14 protein-coding genes are annotated in these 14,329 nt (G+C 60.4%); 11 read left to right on the top strand and 3 right to left on the bottom strand.

All coding sequences use genetic code 11. The annotated features are described in order from the left end of the window. Positions 1–94: 94 nt before the first annotated feature. Genes HH303_RS17580 through HH303_RS17570 form a run of 3 tightly spaced genes read left to right on the top strand, consistent with a single transcriptional unit; the run spans position 95 to position 5,378 of the window. Positions 95–919 carry a hypothetical protein gene (locus tag HH303_RS17580; RefSeq protein WP_169626668.1) on the top strand — a complete coding sequence of 275 codons (825 nt, stop codon included), beginning with the start codon at positions 95–97 and terminating at the stop codon, positions 917–919. Next, the gene (locus HH303_RS17575; protein WP_169626667.1) at positions 916–1,761 is read left to right on the top strand and encodes an OmpA/MotB family protein; all 846 of its coding nucleotides are present in this window, start codon (positions 916–918) and stop codon (positions 1,759–1,761) included. The genes HH303_RS17580 and HH303_RS17575 overlap by 4 nt, the downstream gene beginning before the upstream one ends. After that, the gene (locus HH303_RS17570; protein WP_169626666.1) at positions 1,758–5,378 is read left to right on the top strand and encodes a tetratricopeptide repeat protein; all 3,621 of its coding nucleotides are present in this window, start codon (positions 1,758–1,760) and stop codon (positions 5,376–5,378) included. Before HH303_RS17575 ends, HH303_RS17570 begins: the two co-directional genes overlap by 4 nt. A 52-nt stretch (positions 5,379–5,430) precedes the next feature. On the opposite strand, the gene fliP is transcribed toward HH303_RS17570, so the two are convergent. The 3 genes from fliP to HH303_RS17560 form a co-directional block, all read right to left on the bottom strand. Further along, on the bottom strand, positions 5,431–6,195 hold the full coding sequence (gene fliP, locus HH303_RS17565) for a flagellar type III secretion system pore protein FliP (protein WP_406611457.1): 765 nt from the start codon (positions 6,193–6,195) through the stop codon (positions 5,431–5,433). Further along, positions 6,192–6,590, bottom strand: coding sequence for a FliO/MopB family protein (locus HH303_RS20145; RefSeq protein ID WP_227421903.1), 399 nt, complete (start codon positions 6,588–6,590; stop codon positions 6,192–6,194). Before HH303_RS20145 ends, fliP begins: the two co-directional genes overlap by 4 nt. Positions 6,591–6,703: 113 nt before the next feature. After that, a complete protein-coding gene (locus tag HH303_RS17560) occupies positions 6,704–7,051 on the bottom strand; it encodes an EscU/YscU/HrcU family type III secretion system export apparatus switch protein (RefSeq protein ID WP_169626665.1) in 348 nt (115 codons plus the stop codon). Positions 7,052–7,412: 361 nt separating this feature from the next. Between HH303_RS17560 and HH303_RS17555 the strand changes: the two genes are divergently transcribed. The 8 genes from HH303_RS17555 to recA all read left to right on the top strand — a co-directional run bounded on the left by HH303_RS17555 (position 7,413) and on the right by recA (position 14,328). Then, positions 7,413–7,823 carry a flagellar basal body rod protein FlgB gene (locus HH303_RS17555; RefSeq protein ID WP_169626664.1) on the top strand — a complete coding sequence of 137 codons (411 nt, stop codon included), beginning with the start codon at positions 7,413–7,415 and terminating at the stop codon, positions 7,821–7,823. Positions 7,824–7,859: 36 nt separating this feature from the next. Beyond that, positions 7,860–8,270 carry a flagellar basal body rod protein FlgC gene (gene flgC / locus HH303_RS17550; protein WP_169626663.1) on the top strand — a complete coding sequence of 137 codons (411 nt, stop codon included), beginning with the start codon at positions 7,860–7,862 and terminating at the stop codon, positions 8,268–8,270. Between the two features lie 109 nt (positions 8,271–8,379). After that, positions 8,380–8,700: a flagellar hook-basal body complex protein FliE gene (locus HH303_RS17545; protein ID WP_169626662.1), complete on the top strand. Its 321-nt coding sequence runs from the start codon at positions 8,380–8,382 to the stop codon at positions 8,698–8,700. 122 nt (positions 8,701–8,822) lie between these two features. Further along, positions 8,823–9,089, top strand: a complete 267-nt coding sequence (gene fliQ / locus HH303_RS17540) for a flagellar biosynthesis protein FliQ (RefSeq protein ID WP_169626661.1) — start codon at positions 8,823–8,825, stop codon at positions 9,087–9,089. Between the two features lie 4 nt (positions 9,090–9,093). Next, a complete protein-coding gene (fliR, locus tag HH303_RS17535) occupies positions 9,094–9,855 on the top strand; it encodes a flagellar biosynthetic protein FliR (RefSeq protein WP_169626660.1) in 762 nt (253 codons plus the stop codon). Positions 9,856–9,881: 26 nt separating this feature from the next. Further along, the gene (gene flhB, locus HH303_RS17530) at positions 9,882–10,955 is read left to right on the top strand and encodes a flagellar biosynthesis protein FlhB (RefSeq protein ID WP_169626659.1); all 1,074 of its coding nucleotides are present in this window, start codon (positions 9,882–9,884) and stop codon (positions 10,953–10,955) included. Next, positions 10,955–13,009, top strand: a complete 2,055-nt coding sequence (locus HH303_RS17525; RefSeq protein ID WP_169626658.1) for a response regulator — start codon at positions 10,955–10,957, stop codon at positions 13,007–13,009. The genes flhB and HH303_RS17525 overlap by 1 nt, the downstream gene beginning before the upstream one ends. A 218-nt stretch (positions 13,010–13,227) precedes the next feature. Then, positions 13,228–14,328: a recombinase RecA gene (recA, locus tag HH303_RS17520; protein ID WP_169626657.1), complete on the top strand. Its 1,101-nt coding sequence runs from the start codon at positions 13,228–13,230 to the stop codon at positions 14,326–14,328. The last annotated feature ends 1 nt before the right edge of the window (position 14,329 follow it).

Raw genomic sequence — 14,329 nt, 5'->3', positions numbered from 1 at the left:
ACGAATCCGGCATAGTCGAACAATGTATGCGGAAGACGAACGGAACCTGTTCGAAGACGAACATCCGCTCCCGGTTAGACGGGAGACGGGACCGTTGCTGTTTCTCAGTCTTTTCCTGCTCTTATTGGCGTTTTTCATTCTGTTGAACTCGATCTCCTCTCTTCGCGAAACGAAGTCGCGCGACGTGCTCAGCAGCGTCGCGGCGACGTTCCAGACCGCGGCCGATCCGGATCAGAACGCCGAAGTGCTGATTTCGACTCTGGGTGCGGTTCCCGATCCGGAGAAGGTTCTGGACGAGGTTGAGCGCCTATGGCTCAGCGAAATCCCTTTCGTAAAGGTCGACCGCTTTTCCACCGGTTTGCAGATCATGGTGGAACTGCCGGTTTTCCAATTGTTCGTCGGGGCCGAACCGATGATCCGGGGCGATCGCGGCGACCTGATCGCGGCCACGGCGCATGTTCTGTCGGCACGCATGCCGGGGCAGGTCGTGGAAATGCAGGCGATCCTGTTCGTGGAGAATCTGGCACCGGTCACCATGGTGTCGGATGGAATATCCACCGGGGCGGCGGCGCGATCGGTCCTGCCGCCGCAGCAGACGCCGGGGGGCGGGGTTGCGGTAGACCTTGCCGATCCGGGCGCGCTTATCGTGGAAAGCCCCGCGGCAACCAATGCCGAAAATGATGCGGCGCTGGCCTTCCAGCGGGTCGGTAGCTTGGCCGAAGCCCTGATCGCAGGCGGTGCGCCGAAAGCCAATTTGGAAATCGGCATCCAGATCGGTAATCCGTCGAAAGTGCGGTTCCGATTCTTTATCCGCGACGAGGACCGCGCCTTCATGACCTTTGCCAAGTCGTCCGACGCGACCGCCACGGCACCGGTCGCCGACCCCGACCCCATCTTTCCGGGGGAGGGGCGGCAATGAGCGATATCCAGACCCATGGCGACGGCGATATGGATGAACCGCAGACCCGCTGGGCCGGGGCAGACGGTCGGGACGGGGGATCGGAGCGCGGTCACCCGCCGGAAGCGTCGATGCATCTGGAATCCGGTGTGCTGGACGACGACCTGCCGGAAGAAGAAGTGCTGATCAAATCCCCGATCTGGCTGATCACCTTCGGCGATGTCAGCGCCTTGATGTTGGCCTTTTTCGTGATGCTGTTTTCCATGTCGCATCTGCAATCGGAAAAATGGGATTCCATCATTTCCGTCATGGCGACGCGGGATCAGCCGCGCGTGGAGGGGAAGCCGAAGCCGGTCGGTGAGCGGGCGGTGACGCGGGTCAGTTTGGTCCCGGCCTTCCCGACGGGGTATCTGCAACGCATCCTGGAAGAAAAATTGGCCAGCGACCCGATCCTGTCGTCGATCCGAATGACGGGCTTGGACGATCAATTGGTCCTGTCGCTTCCGGCGGATCGAATTTTTACCGACGGCGTTGCGACACTGGGGGATCAAGGCCGCCGCGCACTGTCCCGATTGGCGACGGTATTTAAGCAGTTCGGCAACCGTTTGGATATTCGCGGACATACCGATCCCAACCCGCCGCCATCCGGATCCGGTTTTGCATCGAATTGGGATATGTCGCTGGCCCGCGCCTTAAGCGTCGCCCGGGGACTGGACGATGCCGGATATACCGAAGACGTCACCGTGTTGGCCTTGGCCGATGGGCAATACAGCCATATCGACCGGGATATTCCGGAGGCGGAACGCTTCAAACTGGCAAGCCGCGTCGATATCGTCATTGTGCCGGAGGCGCGCGGCCAATGAGATGTTTCCTGACCCGCGCAGTGCCGAGCTTGTTGATGGCCCCATTGCTGGTTGCGGCAATCGCCGTGTCGGCCTGGGCCCAGGACGCCGTTCGTATCCGGGCATGGCAGCATTCCGATTTCGCGCGCATCGTGTTCGATTGGCCGGTCGAAACCGGATATACGGCGACCATCAGCGGCTCCGTCCTGACGGTTCGGTTCGACCGTGCGCTGCAAGCGGATCTGGCGGCGGTGCGGGAAAGGCTCGGCGATTACATTACCCAGGCCGAAATCGACGCGGGCGGACAGGAAGTTCGGTTGACGCTGACCGGCCCGATGACATTGGGTGATTTCCGCAACGACAATTCCATCGTTGTGGACCTGCGGAAAGCCGCGGGACAGGCTGTATCGACCCAACAGGCCGCGCCGACCCAACAAGCGACGGCGCCGCAACAGGCTGCTCAACCCGCACAACCGGCTGCCACCGCGACGGCACCGCTTGCCGGGACGCTGGGAATCCGCGTGGGGGAACATCCCGGCTATACCCGGATCGTTTTCGACTGGCCGCAGGCGCCCGGCTATACCGCGACGAAGGACGGTCGGGCGCTGACCGTCGATTTCGGGCGGGGCGCGACCATCGACGTCGCCGCCTTCGAACAGACCCTGCCTGCCGGAATTCGGGTGGCGCAAAGCACGACGACCGATGCGGGCTTGCGGCTTGTTCTCGCCGTGCCCGACGTTGCGCAAATCCGACATTTTCCGTTAGAGGAAAAGGTCGTTGTCGACGTATTGGCGGACGACACGGTGCGGAACACGGCGGCGGCGCCGCTGCCCGTCGAAAGCGTGCCGCCCCTGGCTGAGAGCCAAGCAGCCCCCCAGTCGTCCGAACCGACGCCCGAACCGACATCAGAACCGGCTGCGGAAACGCCGACGTCGGAACCGGCCCCGTTGACCGAAGAACAACAGCTCGCCGCGCAAGACCGAGCCTTGGCCGGGGCATTGCAATCGGGGCAGATCGAGTTCCGAGAGGGGTTGCAACCGAATTTGCAAGTACCGCCCCCGCCGCCGGACGGGGAAGCGGCCGCACAGGAGGCGCCGCAGCGTGAAGCGATCCCCGCCCCGGAAGCTTCCGCCTCGGAACCTCCTGCCGACGAAACGCAGGTCGCGGAGGATGCCGCTGCGGCGCAGCCTGCGCCCCAGGTGGAACCGGCCATCCCGGCGCAGATGGAAGAAGTCGCGCCCGCCGGTCCGGCACTGGTAACCTATAATTTTCAATGGACGGAAGATGTCGGCGCGGCGGTGTTCCGGCGGAACGACAATATCTGGATCGTGTTCGACGAGGGGGCGCCGTTGGAACTGTCGCCCTTGCGTACAGAAGGCGCGCCGTTGATCGAACGGCTGGATCAACTGCCGATAGGTGGGGCGACCGTGCTGCGCCTTAGTGTGCCTGACCGGCGCGTGAATGCCAGTGCCCGACGGGAAGGGTTCAACTGGGTCGTCGAGTTCCGCCGTAACCCGCAGAAACCCGCGGTTCAGGCACTGATCACCGCCGATGTGACGTCTGAAATCGGGCCGCATCTGGTGTTTCCCAGTGAACGGCCCGGCGCGGCTTTGAACGTCCCCGACCCGGAAATGGGCGATACGATGCGTGTCGCCACGTTCCTGGAATCCGGAATGGGCATTGACGGATTACGCCGCTATCCGGAATTCGAATTGCTGCCGACAGCGCAAGGTGTCGCCCTGATCCGGCTGTCGGACACGGTTCTGCTGGAACGCAATTTCGACGGCTTCCAAGTTAGTGCACCGGACGGTTTGGCGATTTCCGCCGTGTCGCCGGAAGCGCCGGTTTCGTCAGGCCCCTTGTTGAGTTCACGGCGGCTGTTCGACCTGGCCGGTTGGATGCGCGGCCCGGCTGCCGAATATTCCAAGCAATGGGAGTCGCTTTTCCGGTCCCTGGCCGAAGTGCCGGACGAAAAGATCAATGCGGCGCGCATCGGCGTGGCGGGCTTCCTGATGGCGCATGATCGCGGTCAGGAAGCGCTGGGCGTGTTGCGTGTCGTGGAGGAAAGCGACAAGCAATTCATGGGGCGGCCGGAAAATGTCGCGCTGAAAGGCGCGGCCTCCGTCCTAGCGAACCGCTATCCTGAGGCACGTGACCTGTTGGCCGATCCGCGTCTGGACGGTTTCGCCGAGGCGGCGATCTGGCGTGGGGCGGCGCTGGCGGAAGCGGGCGACTATCTGGCTGCGTCCGACGCCTTCAAGCCCGGCGACAGCCTGTTGAGCCGCTATCCCTATCCGGTAAAAGGGGTGCTGGGGCTATTGCGCATCGATACGGCCTTCGCGAACCGTGATATCCGCGCGGCGGATTCCTGGATCAAGTCGCTGGAACAGGACCGCGGCGAACTCACTCGATCCCAACAGGCGGCGCTGGATTATCAGCGCGGGCGTCTGGCGATCGCGAATACCGATTTCGATCTGGGGGAAGAACTTTTCAACGACGTGATGACGTCCGGCGACAGGAAATATGCCTATCGCGCGGAACTGGCGTTGATCTCCCTCGGTCTGCGTCAGGGTTTCATGACCGACGAGGAAGCGCTGGAGCGTATGGAACGCCTGCGCTATGCGTGGCGTGGTGACCGTAGCGAGCTGCACCTGCTGCGCCGCTTGGGCGAGCTTTACCTGGACCAGCCCGACTATTTCGAAGGGTTGGAAGTTTATCGCACGGCGGTCAAATACTTCCCCGGCGATCCGGTCGCCGACGATCTGGCGGGGGAGATGGTCGATACCTTCAAGACGCTTTTCCTCGACGGTGGCGCGGACGATATGGACCCGCTGCGCTCTTTGGCCCTCTATGAGGAATTCAAGGAACTGACCCCGACCGGATCCGATGGCGACAAGATTATCGAGAATATCGCCGATCGGCTCGCGTCGCTGGACTTGCTGACGGAAGCGGCGGCGAAGCTGCAGGAATTGCTGTCGGACGAAGACCGCCTGCCGCCGGGCGAGGAGCGCGTGCGGCTGAGTTCGAAACTGGCGCTGATCTACCTATTGGACGATCAACCGACGAAGGCGGAAGAGGCACTGGCCGCCGGACGGCGCGGGTTGGAATTGTTCGATCTGGATGACCGGCTGGAGGCGGACCGCGATCGCCTGCTTGCCCGTGCGAAATTCCAGCAGGGCGAATATGATGCGGCGATCAAGGAACTGGCGGGCGACGTCAGTACCGAGGCCGACTTGATCCGCCGCGATCTGTATCGCAAGACGGAGAATTGGCAGGAATCCGCCAAGGTTCTGCAACGCCTTGCCGGTAACCCGCCCACCGACCCGTCGGAAGGCGTGGAAGGGGAACGCGGCCGCTATATCATCGGCTGGGCCGTGGCGTTGTTCCAGAACAACGACAAGGAAGGCCTGCGCGATCTGGTGGATATCTGGGGGCCGACGATGGCCAACAGTTCCCTATCCGGTGTGTTCGATTTCATCACCGACCCGGATCAGGCGCCGACCGGTGGGGACGTCCTCGCCACCGTCGATCAGTTGATCGATTCCGAACGGTTCGACGCGTTCCTGAAGGCCTATCGCGACAGGCTGTTCGCCCCGCCGGAACCGCCCAGCGCGGAAGTCAGCGCCAGCTCAAGCTGACGTCTACGGCCATCCGTAAATGGGAATCGGATTCCGAGTCCCGGTCGGCGCGCTATACCGGGTTGAAGCTCTGCACCAGGCTGCCGACGACCATGTACCAGCCATCAACAAGCACGAAGAATATCAGCTTGAAGGGCAGGGAAATCATCACCGGCGGCAGCATCATCATCCCCATGGACATGAGGACGGATGCGACGACCATGTCGATCACGACAAAGGGAACGAACAGCAGGAACCCGATTTCGAAGGCCCGTTTCAGTTCCGAAATCATGAAGGCCGGGATCAGCGCGCGCAGCGGCGTTTCCGATGGTTCGATGGCGGTCGAAATGCCGCCTATATCCATGAACAGGGCCAAATCCTTTTCCCGGACATGGCGCATCATGAATTCATGGAACGGTCCGATGGCGCGCTCAAAGGCGACGTCTTCGGGAATCTGTTCCTCGATCAGCGGCTGGATACCTTCCGTATAGGATTGTTCCAGCGTCGGCTGCATGATGAAGAAGGTCAGGAACAGCGCCAGCCCGATCAGCACCGTATTCGGCGGCGTCTGTTGCGCCCCGAAGGCCGTGCGCAGCAGAGAAAAGGCTATGATCAGTCGGGTGAAGCTGGTGATCATGACCAATAGCGACGGTGCCAGCGACAGAACCGTCAACAGTGCGACAAGCTGAACCAAACGGCCGGTCACCGTACCGCCCTCGCCGATATCGATATTGATAGACTGCGCGGCAGCGGGTGCCGATAGCAGAAGGACAGCGGCGGCGGCACCGGCAAGCCCGCCGATCAGTCCACGCTTGGCGAAGGGGAGGGGGCGGGTCACGATGCGGACTCCTTGCGATCGTCGCCGTTTTCGCCGACCGACTTGCTTCGCGCGGTGCCGATGCGCCGGATCATGGCATCGAAGGCGCCGCCGCCGCCGACCGGCCCCGCGATGTCTCTGGGCTTCGCCGGGATGGACTTTTCGATCACCGTGTCGCTCTGCGCGCCCAGCATCACCACGGCCTCGCTGTCGTCGTAGCGGACGATGACCAGACGATGGCGGGCGTCGATCGGCAGGGTTTCGATCAGGGACAAGCGGCGGGCGGTACCCGGGCGCGGGCGGTTGGTGCCCTGGCCGCCGGGACCGAAACGGCGCAGCAATACCGCTGTCAGACCGATCAGGCCAAGGACGAAAATCAGGGCGACGGCGAATTGCAGATAGTCGGTAGGATGCATATCCGAACCCGGACCCCCGTTTGAGCGCCAAGACCGAAGCCGAGAGTGTGGCCCCGTGGGAAGCGCCGCGCTTCGTGAACAACCGTCTTCATGAAAGACCGTGTTGCGGGCGTTCAGTCCTCGTCGAACCGAGGCGCCTGCTGACCGTTCAAAGCGTAGACGTAGCGAAGGATTTCCGCCACCGCGATGAAGGCCTCAACGGGAATTTCCTCCCCCACTTCCGTCGCGGCAAGGATCTCAACCAGGTCGGAATCGGCGCGAATGGGAATGTCCATCTCCTCCGCCAATTCGATAATTCTTTCAGCGAGATAGCCGCGGCCGCTCGCGCTGACTGTCGGCGCTGTGTCGGCGCTTTGCGGCTTGTAAGAAAGGGCGACGGCAACTTTTTCCGGCGGACCGGTCCGGTCGGACTCTTCCGACGTTGCGGATCGTTTTTCGTCTGGCGGCTGTGATCTTGCCATTGCCGTTCCTTGCTGAAGCACGGAATTGTATTTCAGATATTCCGTTCGAATTCAATGTATTACGGAAAATTTCTTAAAATTCGTTTAATCAATTTGATGTGTTTCCTTAACCCGTCACGCGTTCGCTGTATTTTTTCAGTAAAATTAGGTGAAATAGGAATCTGTGAAGAATTGAGTAAATAATAACCTTTTGAAAATTCAGTAAATCATGACAGGTTAGACATGACATTGGCAGGCTGCCTTCCGCCGAATCGCATGGCGAAATAAAGTTGGCACGGCGTTTGCTTTTGTTCGGATGTCACCGGCCAATCGGAGGAGAGACCGATCGGTGACAGTGGAGAATGGAGAGAGGAACAGTCCCATGTCGCTCGGAAACACCGTGCTGTTTGGTATGATGTCGGAAAAGATGTCCTGGCTGGGTCAGCGTCAGCGGGTCCTGTCGCAGAACGTCGCGAACGCGGACACGCCCAGCTACCACGCCAAGGATCTCGCCCCCCTGAAATTCACGGATGCCATGGCCCGTCAGGACCGTAGCGTCTCCCTTGCCGTCAGTTCCCCGATGCATGTCGCGTTGCCGGACAGCACGGCACGGTTCGAGGAATCGGATGCGGACAAGGTCTACGAAACCTCGGTGGACGGGAACAGCGTCGTTCTGGAAGAGCAGATGATGAAGCTCACCGAAACGACGGAAGACTACAACCTCGCGACCGGTATCTACCGCAAGTACATGGCCTTGCATAAGGCGGCCTTGGGCAGCGGTAGCGGCGGCTAAGCATCGTCGCAAAGACAGGACTGAAGGAGACGGACAATGGATGATTTTCGCGCTTCAATGTTTATCGCCGGGTCGGGCATGCGTGCCCAGGGCCTGCGTCTGCGCGTCATTTCGGAAAACATCGCCAACGCCGATTCCGTGGCAGACACGCCCGGCGGCGATCCGTACCGGCGCAAGGTTATCACCTTCCAGAACCGATTGGACGAGGCGCTTCAGGCGGATGTTGTTCGGGTTCGGGAAATCGGTGAAGATCCCAGTGAATTCGATCTGCAGTACGATCCGTCGCATCCGGCGGCGAACGAAGACGGTTACGTGATGCTGCCGAATGTGAGTACACTGATCGAGACGATGGACATGCGCGAGGCAAGCCGGAGCTACCAGGCCAACCTGCGCATGATTGAAACGGCGAAGAGCATGCACGCCCAAACGGTGAGCATCCTGCGCTAATCCCGTCAGGGATTCCCCTTAAGGGAACGGATCGGTTGGAGAGACCCGGTCCAATCCTGTATAAGAAGGGGACCTCCCCAGACGGAGGTGAGGAAGTAGGAGAGAGACGATGGCAATGGATCCGATGAGCGCCGCCGCTGCCTACCGTGCGAATGCCGGTGGGGACCGTGTGTTCAAGACGGGCACGACGGCGGAAGATACCGCGTCCAGCGGGTCCAGTTTTGTCGACCTCGTCCGGGGCGCGGCAAAAGATGCCATCGATGCGAACCATCGGGCGGAAGATCTTTCCGCCAAGGCGATGGCCGGGCAGGCAACGGTTACCGAGGTGGTGACCGCGCTGGCCGAAGCGGAATCGACCCTGAATACCGTTGTGACGGTGCGCGACCGCGTGATTTCCGCCTATCAGGAAATCCTGCGCATGCCGATTTGATCGGCGTTGACGGATCGGTTCTCCAAGAAGGCCAAACCCGTCTTTCCAACTTCTGGAATCGTGTAGAGTTACGGTCCGAGTAGGGGCCATGCCGGTCGGAACTCGGGCCCAAGAGGGAACCGATGAACGAAGCTCAGGCACTCGACATCGCGCGGGAGGCTGTTTACGCGCTGTTGATCACCGCAAGCCCGTTGATGCTGATCGGGCTTTTCGTCGGTCTCGCCATCGCGATCATCCAGGCCCTGACACAGATTCAGGAGGTCACATTGACCTTCGTGCCGAAGATCATCGTCATCTTCCTGTCCATGCTGGCTTTGATTCCGTTTATGCTCAGCCACCTGCAGGACCTTACTTACTATCTGATGGATAAGATTGTGGCGATCGGATAGGGGGATGCTGAACGCCGTCCTTTCCGCAGAGGTCTTCACCGTTTTCATGGTCTTCGCCAGGGTCGGCAGCGCCTTTGTGATCCTGCCGACAATTGGGGAGTCGTTCCTGAACCCGCGTGCACGGCTTGCCTTTGCGGTTGTGCTGTCGATTGTCGTGTCGCCGGCGGTCGAACCCGTGATTCCGACGCTGCCGCCGGATCTGCCGGGGATGTTGCGACTGCTGTTTATCGAAATCCTGATCGGTCTGTTCATCGGCACGGCCGCGCGCATCATGTTCATGGCGCTGTCCGTCGCCGGGTCGATTTATAGTTTCACCAGCGGGTTGGCCAGCGCGATGATCTTCAACCCGTTGGCGGCCGATCAGGGCGCCCTGATATCGATCTTCCTGTCGATGTTCGGGTTGCTGCTGTTGTTCGTGACCGATGCGCATCATCTGTTGATCCGCGCTGTCGTGGAAAGCTACACGCTGTTCAAACCGGGCGAATTCCCCATGGTGGGCGACATGTCGGACGTTCTGGCACGGACCACGGCGGATATGTTCAAGCTTGGGTTTCAAATGGCGTCCCCCATTGTCGTCGTGGCCCTGATGTTCTTTGTCCTGTTGGGGCTGCTGGCGCGCCTGATGCCGCAAATGCAGGTGTTCTTCATCGCCATGCCGCTGCAGATCATGATCGGTCTGTTCCTATTGATGACGACGATGAGCGGGATGATGATATGGTTCCTGACCAACTATCGGGAATTCATTATCCAGTTCCTGCCGTACTAGGCGGAAACGGGGCACGGTGACGAGAGATGTCTGACCAACCGGACGACTCACAAAAAACAGAAGAGCCGACTGCGAAACGGCTGCGCGAAGCGCGCGATAAGGGGCAAGTCGCCGTCAGCCGAGAGGTCAACACCTGGATATTGCTGTTCGGTACCGGGATTATGATCGCACTCGTCTTTCCGACGACGATGGAGGAGTTGAGCCGCATTTTCCGGGCGTTTCTGGAAAGGCCGGACCAACTTCTTACCGATTACGGCGGCTTGGGGCAGGTCATGTCCTCGCTGATTTACGAAGTCGCGATCATCATGCTGTTCCCGATGACGGTCTTTGTCGTGTTGGCCATCGTCGGCGCGGCATCCCAGACAGGCTTCAACGTTGCGACCAAACCGTTGCAACCGGAATTGAATAAGATTTCCCCGATGAAGGGGCTTCAGCGCATTTTCTCGATGAAGCAGATGGTCGAATTCCTGAAGGGGATGCTGAAGATCGTTGTCGTCGGGGCGATCGGCGTGGCGTTGCTGATGCCGGAAATGGGGCGGCTGGACATCCTTCCGACACTGGAAGTGTCGGAAATCCTACACGAGATCGAAACCTTGATGATTCGGGTGTTTATCGGGATTCTGACCATCCTGTTCATCATCGCCGGGGCGGATGTCATTTTTCAGCGTATGCAGCATATCAAGCAGCTGCGCATGACGAAGCAGGAAGTGAAGGAAGAATTCAAGAACACGGAAGGGGACCCGCAGATCAAGGGGCGTCTGCGCCAAATCCGCATGCAGCGCGCCCGCGAACGCATGATGCAGGCGGTGCCCAATGCCGATGTCGTCATTACAAACCCGACGCATTTCGCGGTCGCGCTCACCTACAAGCCGGAAACGATGGAAGCTCCGGTCCTGGTCGCCAAGGGTCAGGACAATATTGCTTTCCGGATTCGTGAGGTGGCGGAGGAACATGAGATCACGATTGTCGAAAACCCGCCCCTGGCGCGGGCGCTGTACGCCACGGTCGACATCGATCAGGAAGTGCCGCCGGAACATTACGAAGCCGTGGCGAAGGTCATATCCTACGTCTTCAACTTGAAAGGCCGGAAGACGCAGTAATGGTGGATTTGCCCTTCCTCTCTCGCGGTCGCCATGAGGCGGCACAGAAAGACGCCATCGATGCGGCTGTCGCGCGGACCCGTCACGACATGTTGGCGGCGTATCGGGCGATCAAGGCCACCGTGCTTACGATCGGCGCGGATGGGCGTGTGCTGACCTGCGACGACGGCGCCGGCTTGTTTTCCGAAGCGGAGCCGCCGCAGCGTTTGGCGTCGGTCGTTCAGGCCTTGGGGGGAACCCGGGATATTCGCGATACGATGGACATGCTGATCATGAGGGCCGAGGATCCGTCGGTGGCGGGGGCCGTCGGGAGAGCGGTGGCGGCGTCCGATCCGGTTATCGCCATGCCCGGGCGCGAGGACCGGGAGGAGGAGACCCGCTGGCTCAGCGTTTCTTCTACCGGGATCGAGGGGCCGTCCGATGGCATCGCCGAATCCATAACCGATAGGGGGGCCGTTCTGCTCGTGTTGCAGGACGTGTCCGACCGGCAACGGCAGGCGGATATGCTGGACCGGCGGGTCGCCCTGTTGAACAGGGCGCTGGACCGGGCGCCGTTCGGATTGCTGATCCTGGATGCGGAAGGACGCGTTCGGGATACGAATACCGCCTTTCGCAATCTGTTCGGGGGCAGCATCGATCCGGGTACGGATTTCGCAACACTGTTTGCGCCGGACGACGCATCGCGGATTGCGTCGCTTTTGTCCGCGACGAGAGCCTTGGGCAGCGACGCCCATCAACCGCCACCGCTTGACCTGCGCATTGCGGGTGGGGCGGAAGAACGGATCGTCACGATCTATGCCAACCGCACCATGTTGCCGGATCGCGGGCTCCCGGGCGTCGTCGTGCATGCCATCGACGCCACCGAACGAAAGCGGCTGGAAAAGCAGTTCGCCCAATCCCAGAAGATGCAGGCGGTCGGCCAGTTGGCAGGCGGAATCGCGCATGATTTCAACAATGTGCTGACCGCCATTATCGGCTTTTGCGACCTTCTGCTGCAGCGTCACCAGCCGGGCGATCCGTCCTTCGCGGATGTCATGCAGATACAGCAGAATGCGAACCGCGCGGCGGGGTTGACGCGCCAATTGCTTGCCTTTTCCCGGCAGCAGACGATCCGGTCCCAGTTGGTCGATGTGACAGACACACTGGCGGAATTGTCGAACCTGCTGCGCCGATTGTTGGGGGAGAATATCGAGCTTTCGATGATCCACGGTCGCGATCTTTGGCATATCCGCGGCGACCGTGGGCAACTGGAACAGGTCATCATCAACCTGGCCGTTAACGCCCGCGATGCGATGGAACGGGGCGGGCGGTTGATTATCCAGACCGACAAGTTCGTGTCGGAACGACACTACCGAATGCGCGAAGAGGTAATGCCGCCCGGCGAATATGTCAGCATCAGCGTGTCCGACACCGGCATGGGCATGGAGCCGGACGTGCTGTCCCATATCTTCGAACCTTTTTATACGACCAAGGAAGTCGGGCAGGGAACCGGTCTGGGGCTCGCCATGGTCTATGGGTCGGTCAGCCAGATGGGGGGCTTCGTCGCCGCGAATTCCGAAGGTCTGGGGAAGGGGGCGACATTCAGTCTGTATCTGCCGCGCGCGACCGAAACGGAAGGCGACCGCGCCGACCGGGTCGATGCGGAAGACCGGGAAGCCGTGGAACACGACGATACCGGCGGGGAACGTATCCTGCTGGTGGAGGATGAAGATGCTGTCCGTCTTTTCAGCGCGCGGGCCTTGCGGTCCAAGGGCTATGAAGTCACGGAAGCCCGTACCGGTGAGGTCGCGTTGGAAATCCTTGCAACGGCGTCCTTCGACTTGCTGATCACCGATATGGTGATGCCGAAGGTCGACGGGGCGACGCTGATACGGGAGGCGCGGGAATCGCGGCCCGACCTGCCGGTGATCTGCATATCCGGATATACGCGGGAGTCGGTGGCAAAGGAGGTCGCCGAATTGCCGGCGGTAAGCTTCCTGTCGAAGCCATTTTCCTTGAAACAGTTGACGCGCCGGGTGCGCGCGTCCCTCGAAGCCACGACTCGTAACGGTTGATGATCGATGCGATTCGGGTGATTCGCCCGATTCGGTGCGACATCGGAATGATTCGGAACATCGACGGATAATTTGTGGCTCAAGGGCCGAAGGTTCCTTTTTCTGTTGAAATAAAAATTCATAAATGAGATCAAAAATAGAACTTGAAAATAAGAACAAAGCATGTACTGTGTTCCTGTTGCATCGACAACGTGGCTGTGACAGGAAGGACCCACACGATGACGCAAACTGCGCTGCGCCTGGTGAGCAAGGAAGACATGGATAAGCAAAAAGCCCTAGAGGCCGCCCTCGGCCAGATCGAACGATCCTTCGGGAAAGGATCGATCATGAAGCTCGGCCAGCAGCATTCGCTGGATATCGAGGCGATTCCGACCGGGTCGCTCGGCCTGGACATCGCGCTCGGTATCGGCGGCGTGCCCAAGGGCCGAATTATCGAGGTCTTCGGTCCGGAAAGTTCGGGGAAGACGACGCTGGCGCTGCATATCGTTGCGGAAGCGCAGAAGACTGGCGGAACCTGCGCCTTCATCGATGCGGAACATGCGTTGGACCCGGTCTATGCGCGGAAGCTGGGCGTCGATGTCGACGAATTGCTGATCTCGCAGCCGGATGCCGGTGAACAGGCGCTGGAAATCGCCGATACGCTGGTTCGGTCCGGAGCGATCGACGTGCTGGTCGTCGACTCCGTCGCGGCGCTGGTGCCGCGCGCGGAATTGGAAGGCGAAATGGGCGACAGCCATGTCGGTCTGCAGGCCCGCCTGATGAGTCAGGCGCTGCGAAAGCTGACCGGGTCGATCAAGCGGTCCAATTGCCTCGTCATCTTCATCAACCAGATCCGCATGAAGATCGGTGTCATGTTCGGCAGCCCGGAAACGACGACCGGCGGCAATGCGCTGAAATTCTATGCCTCCGTTCGTCTCGATATCCGTCGCATCGGTCAGATCAAGGACAAGGACGAAGTCGTCGGCAACCAGACCCGCGTGAAGGTGGTGAAGAACAAGGTTGCCCCGCCGTTCCGCATGGTCGAATTCGACATCATGTATGGCGAAGGCATCTCCAAAACCGGTGAACTGCTGGACCTCGGCGTGAATGCGGGAATTGTCGAGAAATCCGGGGCTTGGTTCTCCCATAACGGCAACCGTATCGGTCAGGGCCGCGAGAACGCCAAACGGTTCCTGACGGAAAACAAGGACGTGGCGCATGTGATCGAAAACGCGATCCGGGAAAAGGCGGGCATCCTGTCGAATGTCATGCTGGAAGGGCCGGACGATGGCGAGTTGGACGAGTCCAAATTGGGCCCGGAAGACGCGCCGGACATCTGAT

The sequence above is a fragment of the Pacificispira spongiicola genome, assembly GCF_012926505.1.
Taxonomy (GTDB): Bacteria; Pseudomonadota; Alphaproteobacteria; order UBA8366; family Aestuariispiraceae; genus Pacificispira; species Pacificispira spongiicola.
This window is presented reverse-complemented; position numbering and strand designations above follow the sequence as displayed.

Excerpts from the sequence above, each read along its gene's own strand:
- HH303_RS17575 (WP_169626667.1), top strand. The coding sequence starts at position 916 with ATGAGCGATATCCAGACCCATGGCGACGGCGATATGGATGAACCGCAG.
- fliR (WP_169626660.1), top strand. The coding sequence starts at position 9,094 with ATGCTGAACGCCGTCCTTTCCGCAGAGGTCTTCACCGTTTTCATGGTC.
- flgC (WP_169626663.1), top strand. The coding sequence starts at position 7,860 with ATGGATGATTTTCGCGCTTCAATGTTTATCGCCGGGTCGGGCATGCGT.
- HH303_RS17570 (WP_169626666.1), top strand. The coding sequence starts at position 1,758 with ATGAGATGTTTCCTGACCCGCGCAGTGCCGAGCTTGTTGATGGCCCCA.
- HH303_RS17525 (WP_169626658.1), top strand. The coding sequence starts at position 10,955 with ATGGTGGATTTGCCCTTCCTCTCTCGCGGTCGCCATGAGGCGGCACAG.
- HH303_RS17555 (WP_169626664.1), top strand. The coding sequence starts at position 7,413 with ATGTCGCTCGGAAACACCGTGCTGTTTGGTATGATGTCGGAAAAGATG.
- HH303_RS17545 (WP_169626662.1), top strand. The coding sequence starts at position 8,380 with ATGGCAATGGATCCGATGAGCGCCGCCGCTGCCTACCGTGCGAATGCC.
- HH303_RS20145 (WP_227421903.1), bottom strand. The coding sequence starts at position 6,590 with ATGCATCCTACCGACTATCTGCAATTCGCCGTCGCCCTGATTTTCGTC.
- recA (WP_169626657.1), top strand. The coding sequence starts at position 13,228 with ATGACGCAAACTGCGCTGCGCCTGGTGAGCAAGGAAGACATGGATAAG.
- flhB (WP_169626659.1), top strand. The coding sequence starts at position 9,882 with ATGTCTGACCAACCGGACGACTCACAAAAAACAGAAGAGCCGACTGCG.
- HH303_RS17560 (WP_169626665.1), bottom strand. The coding sequence starts at position 7,051 with ATGGCAAGATCACAGCCGCCAGACGAAAAACGATCCGCAACGTCGGAA.
- fliQ (WP_169626661.1), top strand. The coding sequence starts at position 8,823 with ATGAACGAAGCTCAGGCACTCGACATCGCGCGGGAGGCTGTTTACGCG.